Genomic DNA, 1466 nt, shown 5'->3' on the forward strand with positions numbered 1-1466 from the left:
CGCTGGCATTCATGTTGATGTGGCTACCGATGTATTGTTGAACACGGAATGTACAGCAAAGATCAACACGCCCTAGCAACTAACTAATTATTTTAATCAAGAGCTTATCGATAAAACTGTCAACCAATAGGTGGCTTTGGCTGCCTATTTTATTATATCACTGCTATAATTGATGAGATTTTCATAAATCCTTTATCATGGGTTAACGACCCGGTTTCAAATCAAAAAATGAACGGAACAGTAATGAAAAAGACACTGTATACCGGCGCATTGTGTGCTGCTACTTTATTTTCGACACCCTCTTTCGCAGCTGACCAAGAACTGTATTTTTACAACTGGTCTGAATATATTCCAAATGAAGTATTAGAAGATTTCACTAAAGAAACAGGCATCAAAGTTTATTACTCAACCTACGAGTCAAACGAAAGCATGTATGCTAAGTTGAAAACTCAAGGTACGGGCTATGACTTAGTGGTTCCATCTACTTACTTTGTTTCTAAAATGCGTAAAGAAGGTATGCTCCAAGAGCTTGATAAAACTAAGCTCACTCACTTTGCAGATTTGGATCCAAACTACTTAGATAAGCCTTTTGACCCAAGCAACAGCTACTCTATCCCATACATCTGGGGTGCAACGGGTATTGGTATTAATGCCGACATGCTAGATAAGTCTTCAGTGAGCAGTTGGGGTGATCTGTGGGATACGCAGTGGGAAGGTCAACTGATGATGATGGATGACTCTCGTGAGGTTTTCCATATCGCACTTTCTAAACTGGGTTACTCTCCAAACACCACGAACCCTGAAGAAATCAAAGCAGCTTACGAAGAGCTTAGCAAACTAATGCCAAACGTATTGGTATTTAACTCTGATTTTCCTGCTAACCCATATCTAGCGGGTGAAGTCTCTCTTGGTATGCTTTGGAACGGTTCGGCTTATACGGCTCGTCAAGAAGGCGCGACCATTGATATTATTTGGCCGGAAGAAGGCGCTATCTTCTGGATGGACAGCCTAGCCATTCCATCAGGTGCTAAAAATGTGGAAGCAGCACTTAAAATGATCGACTTCCTGCTTCGTCCTGAAAACGCAGCAAAAATTGCTTTAGAAATCGGCTACCCAACGCCAGTTAAAAGCGCTTACCCTTTGTTACCTAAAGAATTTTCTGAAGATGAGAACGTTTTCCCGCCACAATCAGTAATGGATAACGGTGTTTGGCAAGATGAAGTTGGCGAAGCAAGTGTTATTTACGATGAGTACTTCCAAAAACTTAAAGTAAACAACTAACTTGTTGATAGAATATTAAATAAAGCGGCGTGAGCCGCTTTATTTTTATCTGAATGTTATTAATTGAATACCAAGTTCTATAAATAAGACCAATCACAGTAAGTAATTAGTAAGCGTCTTTAAATCGACTCATTCAATCCTTTCAATAAACGTCGTAACCTTTAACTTTGATCGTTAAAGGTACT

1 protein-coding gene is annotated in these 1466 nt (G+C 39.7%); it reads left to right on the forward strand.

Annotation, left to right across the window (positions count from 1 at the left end; genetic code table 11):
• Positions 1–243 precede the first annotated feature (243 nt).
• Positions 244–1281: an extracellular solute-binding protein gene (locus Q1A70_RS19880; RefSeq protein ID WP_299695744.1), complete on the forward strand. Its 1038-nt coding sequence runs from the start codon at positions 244–246 to the stop codon at positions 1279–1281.
• Positions 1282–1466 lie beyond the last annotated feature (185 nt).

The organism is uncultured Vibrio sp., from assembly GCF_947488985.1.
Taxonomy (GTDB): Bacteria; Pseudomonadota; Gammaproteobacteria; order Enterobacterales; family Vibrionaceae; genus Vibrio.

What these genes read in the sequence shown, in the direction of transcription:
- Q1A70_RS19880 (WP_299695744.1), top strand. Translation starts at nt 244, where the DNA reads ATGAAAAAGACACTGTATACCGGCGCATTGTGTGCTGCTACTTTATTT.